The 6,193-nt window shown below is 61.4% G+C and carries 5 protein-coding genes and 2 pseudogenes; 3 read left to right on the top strand and 4 right to left on the bottom strand.

From position 1 onward, the window contains the following. The 4 genes and pseudogenes from KBI52_RS32580 to KBI52_RS02515 form a co-directional block, all read right to left on the bottom strand. A pseudogene (locus tag KBI52_RS32580) lies at positions 1 to 115 on the bottom strand (sugar ABC transporter ATP-binding protein); the annotation flags it as partial. A 47-nt stretch (positions 116 to 162) separates the two neighbouring features. Beyond that, positions 163 to 989 (bottom strand): annotated as a pseudogene (locus KBI52_RS02525) (carbohydrate ABC transporter permease). A 17-nt stretch (positions 990 to 1,006) separates the two neighbouring features. After that, positions 1,007 to 1,945: a carbohydrate ABC transporter permease gene (locus KBI52_RS02520; RefSeq protein WP_173948581.1), complete on the bottom strand. Its 939-nt coding sequence runs from the start codon at positions 1,943 to 1,945 to the stop codon at positions 1,007 to 1,009. A 64-nt stretch (positions 1,946 to 2,009) separates the two neighbouring features. Then, on the bottom strand, positions 2,010 to 3,281 hold the full coding sequence (locus KBI52_RS02515) for an ABC transporter substrate-binding protein (RefSeq protein ID WP_247654138.1): 1,272 nt from the start codon (positions 3,279 to 3,281) through the stop codon (positions 2,010 to 2,012). Between the two features lie 217 nt (positions 3,282 to 3,498). Here KBI52_RS02515 and KBI52_RS02510 point away from each other — a divergent pair, with 217 nt between their 5' ends. The 3 genes from KBI52_RS02510 to KBI52_RS02500 all read left to right on the top strand — a co-directional run. Further along, a complete protein-coding gene (locus KBI52_RS02510) occupies positions 3,499 to 4,725 on the top strand; it encodes an ROK family transcriptional regulator (protein ID WP_173948582.1) in 1,227 nt (408 codons plus the stop codon). A gap of 30 nt (positions 4,726 to 4,755) precedes the next feature. Further along, positions 4,756 to 5,853, top strand: a complete 1,098-nt coding sequence (locus tag KBI52_RS02505; protein WP_210805111.1) for a Gfo/Idh/MocA family protein — start codon at positions 4,756 to 4,758, stop codon at positions 5,851 to 5,853. A 29-nt stretch (positions 5,854 to 5,882) separates the two neighbouring features. Beyond that, positions 5,883 to 6,193 (top strand): ThuA domain-containing protein (locus KBI52_RS02500; RefSeq protein ID WP_210805109.1); only part of this gene is annotated, 311 nt, incomplete at its 3' end.

Below are 6,193 nucleotides of genomic sequence, written 5' to 3'. Positions count from 1 at the left end.
CGGACGGACCGACCAGGATCACGAACTCCCCGTCCTGGATGTCAATCGACACCCCGTGAATGACCTGAGCGGCCCCATAGGCTTTCTTCACGTTCCGGATTTCGACAGACGCCATGTCAATGTCTTCCCTGGTTATGTCCGCTGATGTGACGAGCCATTTCCTCACCCTTTGACCGAACCCGCCATCAGTCCCGCGACGATGTGCTTTTGTGCCGCGAAGAACATGATGATCGCCGGCAGGATCGTCAGCGTGATGAACGCCAGGATGAGGTTCCAGTCTGTGGAAAACTCGCCCTGATAGACCATGATCCCGAGGGGCCACGGATAGAGCGTATCGCGGTTCAGCACCACGAGAGGAAGAAGGTAGTTGTTCCAACTGTGCACGAAGACGATGACGGACACCGTTGCGAGGATCGGGCGCGACAACGGCAGGATCACATGCCAGAAGAATCGGAAGTAGCCGCAGCCGTCGATGACGGCCGCCTCGAAGAGGTCTTTCGGCATCTGCCGGAAGGAGTTGCGGAACAGGAGGATGCTCATCGCCAAGCCAAAGGCGACCTGGGGCAGCACCACCCCCCAGTAGGTGTCGAGAAGACCGAGATCACGGATCTTGATGAAGAGCGGCAGGATCGCGGTGGCGGCCGGAAACATCAACCCGAGAAGCAGATAGTTCAGGAGGAAAGTCGCGCCGAAGAAACGGACATGCACGAACACGAAGGCGGCCATCGCGGACGTGGCAACGGTCAGGATGACCGTCAGGATCGCGATGATCAGGGAGTTTGCCATCAGCTGCCAGTAGCGGCCGCTGGCAAGGATCTCCCAGTAGTTCATCCACTCCCATTGGCTCGGCAAGCCGAAAGGATTGACTCTCAGGTCGCCGAGCGACTTGAACCCACCCAGGGCCGTGGTCAGCAAGGGGATCAACACGCCTCCGGCAACGACGAAGAGAATGGCGTATCGTAGGACCGGGGCGATGGTGACTGGCGTATCGTAGCGGGCAGCGGTGCTAGTCATGGCGCATGAGGACCCGTTTGTAGCCGAAGGCGAACACGACGCAGATCAAGAACAGAACCACACCGACCGCACTGCCGAAGCCGATCCTCGTCCTGGTGACACCGTAGGTGTAGAGATAGGTCACCATGGTCTGAGTGCTGTCCGAGGGACCACCCTTGGTCAGAGGCATAATGAGGTCGAAGAGCTGGATTGATCCGAGGATGGCAAAGAAGACGGAGAGCCGGATCGTTGACCCGAGGAGCGGCACCGTGATCCGCCGGAAGATCTGCCAGCCCGTTGCGCCGTCGATATGCGCGGCCTCGTACAGGCTGCGGTCGATCTGTTGGAGGCCGGCGATGTACAGCATCATGTGGAAGCCGAAATACTTCCAGATCACGACCACCATGATGGCATAGATGGCGATATCCGGTTCGGCGAGAATGTGGATCGGATCAGCGCCGAACAGTCCCAGCAGCTTCGCGAAAAGGCCATACTCGCCGTCGTAGACGAAGCGCCAGATGAGACCTGCGGCGATTTCCGCAAGGATGTAGGGCAGGAAGAAGATGAGCCGGAAGGTTGCCGTCCCCCGCACGCGGTCGGCCAGGAGGATGGCCATTCCCAAGGCAAGCGGGAGCTGGATCGCCAGCGACACCACGATGATGAGCAGATTGTTCGTCAGCGCGATGCGAAACGCACGGTTCGCGAACAGGAGCTCGAAGTTCCGCCATCCGACGAAGTCGGTCGGCGCTCCATACCCGTTCCAGTTATAGAAACTATACCAGGCGGCTTCACCCATTGGCAGTGCGACGAAGAGAGTGAAGAGAAACAGGGCCGGAGGCAGGAACAGCAGCACGATGGCCGTTGATCCTCCAATGCTTGTCGAGGACGCCCGCAACCATGAGGGTGCTTGGAAGACAGCCTTCGCCGTCCCACCCGTGACACTCGTCGCCATCATTCCCTCCCTGAACGTGCGGCAGGGAAGAGCGGCCGGGCCGCTCTTCCGGGATTTGGCTAATCTACTGGGCGAGTTCCCAGGCTTGTTGGACGGTCTCGGCCGCTTCCGTCGGTTTCATTCGTCCGGCGGCGAGATCGGCTGAGATGTCATTGACCACCGCACCGACCGATGGGCCGAGCATCTGATCATAATAGAGCTGGTGATACTTGGACTTGGAAACATTCTCCGCAATCTGGCGCAGGATCGGGTTCTTGATCGCATCCTGGGTGCCGATGACGACCGGGATGTAGAAACCGCGCTCGGCCGCTTGACGCTGGTTTTCCGCTTCCGAGAAGAACTTCAGAAAGTCTGCGGCTTCCTTCGGCGATCCTTTCGTCACCAGCCAACCGTTCAAACCGCCGAGGGTATCGCTCGGATCACCTTTGCCGCCTGCAACCGTCGGGAAAGGAAACCAGCCCAGCTTGTCATCGGGAATGCCAACCTTGTCGGCCGAGTTGGCTTTCATGGTATTGAGGAGCCCGTTCAGCATGAGCATCATCGCGCCCTTGCCGTCACCGAACTGTCCTGCCGATTGAGGATAGGTTGCTCCGAGGAAGCCGGCCTGGAAGGGCTTGAGGTCCACCAGTTGCTTGAATACTTCGCCGGCCTTGATGAAAGTCGTGTCGGCAAAGCCCTTGCCCTCGCCGCGCAGGGCAGCCTCGAAAGCGTCCTTGCCGCCGATCCTGATCGCCAGATGCGACCAATAGAAATGGACGGGCCATTTGTCGGCTCCGCCCGTAATGATCGGTGTGATCCCGGCAGCCTGCAGCTTCTTCACTGCACCGAGCAGGTCATCCCAAGTCTTGATCGAGGATGCATCGATGCCCGCCTTCGCGAAAAGATCCTTGTTGTAGAAGAAGCCCACCTGTGCCGTGTGCATCGGCACACCATAGATCTTGTCGTTGACGGTGTAGGCTTGCACCGCGGCCGGAACGAAGCGCGCCTTCCAGGGAGCATCCATGACAGGCGTCAGGTCCTCGATCACCCCCGCCTTGACCTGATCGCGCAGGACGCCTCCTGCCCAACTGTAGATGATGTTCGGCCGGTCTGACGATTGCAGGAGCGTGGTCAGCTTCTTCTTGTAGGCCTCGTTTTCCAGATATTGAACGTCCACCTTCACGCCCGGATGGGAGGCCTCGTACCGTCGGGCGATGTCGTTCCAGAATCCTGTAACCTGCGGGTTCTGCTCGACATGCATCATCCTGACGGTCACATCGGCGAGTGCCACGGTCATTCCGCTGCATGAGGCGGTGATCGCGCAGGCAGCCGCAAGCATCAGCTTTTTGTAGCTCATTGCCGTTCTCCTCGGTGTTTCCTCTGCCAGGGCTGTTCGCCCTTTTATTTGGATAGCGAATTAAAACGTGGACGCCATCCAGGGGGCTGTCAAGCAGTTTATCCAGCCGTTCATGGACATTTGGCGCAACGGCGATCATTGACAGGCCGTGACCCCTCAACAATAAATACGGCATCCGCATTAAAGAGGTTGGCCCATGCCGGCGGACGGTGCCGCAATGAAGACTGCCGATCCCGAGCTGATGCGGGCAATCAACCGTTTCCTCGTCATGGATGCCATCCGGCGTTCCGGCACGATCTCCCGCGTCGAGATCTCGGAGCGGACGGAACTGAGCCCCACCACCGTCTCGGCGATCACGGCGGCCCTCCTTGAGGACGGCCTGATCGTCCCGCGCCAGGTCGCCCCGACGCCCGATCAGGTCCGTGGACGACCGCGGATCATGCTCGAGCTCAACCCGGCTGCGGCTTCGGTCTGCGGTGCGAAGCTTGCTCCCAACAAGATCACCATCGCGGTCACCAACTTCCAGGCGGACGTCCTCGGCACGGTATCGATCCCGATCAGGGTCGACCGCCAACCCGCCTCGGTCATCCTCGACCTCGTGGAGGACGGCGTTCGATCCTGCATCGAGGCGACCGGGTTGCAGGTCGAGGACATCAACAGTCTCTGCCTTGGCGTGCCGGGAATCGTCGAGCGCGCCTCCGGCATCTGCCGTTACAGCCCGATCTTCTCAGAGCGCGATCTCAAGCTTGGCATCGATCTCCAGGAGCGCCTGAAGGTGCCGACGACGGTCGACAGCGACGTCAATCTGATCACCCTCGCCGAGCAATGGTTCGGGCATGGCCGGGACCTCCGCGACTTCCTGGTCGTCTCTATCGAGCACACGATCGGGCTCGGCATCATTCATGGCGGAGAGCTCTTCCGCGGGGCAAACGGACTCAGCCCGGATCTGGGCGACCTCATCGTGTCGCCCAACGGCAGCACCGGGAACGGGTCCCTCCCGGGGCGCCTCTCCGGGATCGCTTCAACCACCGCGATCCTATCCGCAGCGGCCGATCTTGCCCGTGGAACGCCGCAGGAGAAGCTCCTGCGTGGGACGCGCGGCATGGACCATGCCGTATCGCTCGCTCAGGGCGGCGACGGGCGGATTGCAGAGATTTTCGAAGAGGCCGGCCGGGCCCTGGGAATTGCCATCGCGAACCTGATCACCCTTTTCGCGCCGCCGAAGGTCATTCTCGCCGGATCGGCCCTCCAGGCGGGTGAACTGCTCCTCGCGCCTTTGCGTGATGCGGTACAGGCCGCAACGCCCGAAACCATCTCCGGAGTGACCGAGATCGTGGTCCATGAGTCCAGCGACGATACCTGGGCCCGTGGCGCCGCGGCCCTGACCCTGCGCGATCTCTATGGTGCCCCTTGGGGAACGACCGGACCAGCCAAGAAGCGCTAAAGCTAATCTCAATCATACAAGGGAGTGAACATGGAACGCCTGGGTATCGGCATCATTGGATGCGGGAATATCAGCGAAGCTTATCTCAAGGCCGCGACAAACTTTCCGATCCTCGACATCAAAGGGATCGCCGACATCCGCCCGGAGGCGGCCGAGGCACGTGCATCCCAGTTCGGACTGCGGGCGATGTCTGTAGACGAGATGCTTGCAGATCCGTCGATTCAGATCGTGGTCAATCTCACGATTCCTGCCGCCCACGTGGAGGTGGGTTTACGGGCCCTCGCCGCCGGCAAGCATGTTCACTCGGAGAAGCCACTTGGCCTCACGACCGCCGAGGCCCGCCCTCTCCTGCACATGGCCAAGGAGCGAGGGCTGCGCGTCGGCTGCGCGCCCGATACCTTCCTTGGCGGCTCGCACCAGACCTGCCGCAAGCTTATCGACGAGGGAGTGATCGGCCGTCCCCTGGCGGGCAGCGCCTACTTCATGTGCCCCGGCCATGAGCGCTGGCACCCCAATCCCGCCTTCTACTACGCCAAAGGCGGTGGGCCGATGCTGGACATGGGTCCCTACTACATCACGGCTCTCGTGAACCTCATCGGACCCGTTGCCAGGGTGGCGGGCATGACATCCCGTGCCAGGGCCGAACGCGAGATCACGAGCGAGCCGTTGAAGGGCACCATGATCCCCGTAGAGGTGGCAACGCACGTCGCGGGGACGCTCGAGTTCGTCTCCGGCGCGGTCGTCTCGATCGCCATGAGCTTCGATGTGCCCCGGCACCGCCACAGACCGATCGAGCTGTACGGCTCCGCAGGCAGCCTGAGCGTTCCGGATCCCAACCGCTTCTTCGGCGCCATCGAGCTCGCCACGGCGGCAAAGGATTGGACGGAGCAGCCCACCGAACATCCTTATGCGAGCGGGAACTACCGGATTATCGGCGTCGCCGACTTAGCACACGCGATCCGATCCGGACGCCCTCACCGCGCATCGGGCGAGCTCGCCTTCCATGCGCTTGAGGTCATGGAAGCCTTCCAGCTGTCCTCGGAGCGAGGAACCCATGTCACCATCGAGTCGCGACCGGAGCGGCCGGCCATGCTGCCGACGACGCTTGAGTTCGGCTCGCTCGACTAGAAAATATCGCTAGAACGGGAGGTAAGAGAATGCGCGAGGCACTGATTGTATGGGGCGGCTGGAGCGGGCATGAGCCGGAGCAATGCGCCTCCATCATCGCCGGCATGCTGGAGGAAGAAGGCTTCAAAGTCTACGTCGAGAATTCGACCGAGGCCTTCGCCGACCCCGGCCTGTCCGACATGAGTCTGGTGGTTCCTATCTACACCATGTCGAAGATAGAGAGGGAGGAGCTGAGCAATCTCACGGCGGCCGTCCGTGGCGGCGTCGGTCTTGCCGGCTATCACGGCGGCATGGGGGACGCCTTCCGCGAGGCGGTCGAGTACCAGTTCATGTGCGGCGG

It is taken from the genome of Microvirga sp. HBU67558, from assembly GCF_018069605.1.
GTDB lineage: Bacteria > Pseudomonadota > Alphaproteobacteria > Rhizobiales > Beijerinckiaceae > Microvirga > Microvirga terrae.
This window is presented reverse-complemented; position numbering and strand designations above follow the sequence as displayed.

What these genes read in the sequence shown, in the direction of transcription:
- KBI52_RS02520 (WP_173948581.1), bottom strand. Translation starts at nt 1,945, where the DNA reads ATGGCGACGAGTGTCACGGGTGGGACGGCGAAGGCTGTCTTCCAAGCA.
- KBI52_RS02515 (WP_247654138.1), bottom strand. Translation starts at nt 3,281, where the DNA reads ATGAGCTACAAAAAGCTGATGCTTGCGGCTGCCTGCGCGATCACCGCC.
- KBI52_RS02510 (WP_173948582.1), top strand. Translation starts at nt 3,499, where the DNA reads ATGAAGACTGCCGATCCCGAGCTGATGCGGGCAATCAACCGTTTCCTC.
- KBI52_RS02505 (WP_210805111.1), top strand. Translation starts at nt 4,756, where the DNA reads ATGGAACGCCTGGGTATCGGCATCATTGGATGCGGGAATATCAGCGAA.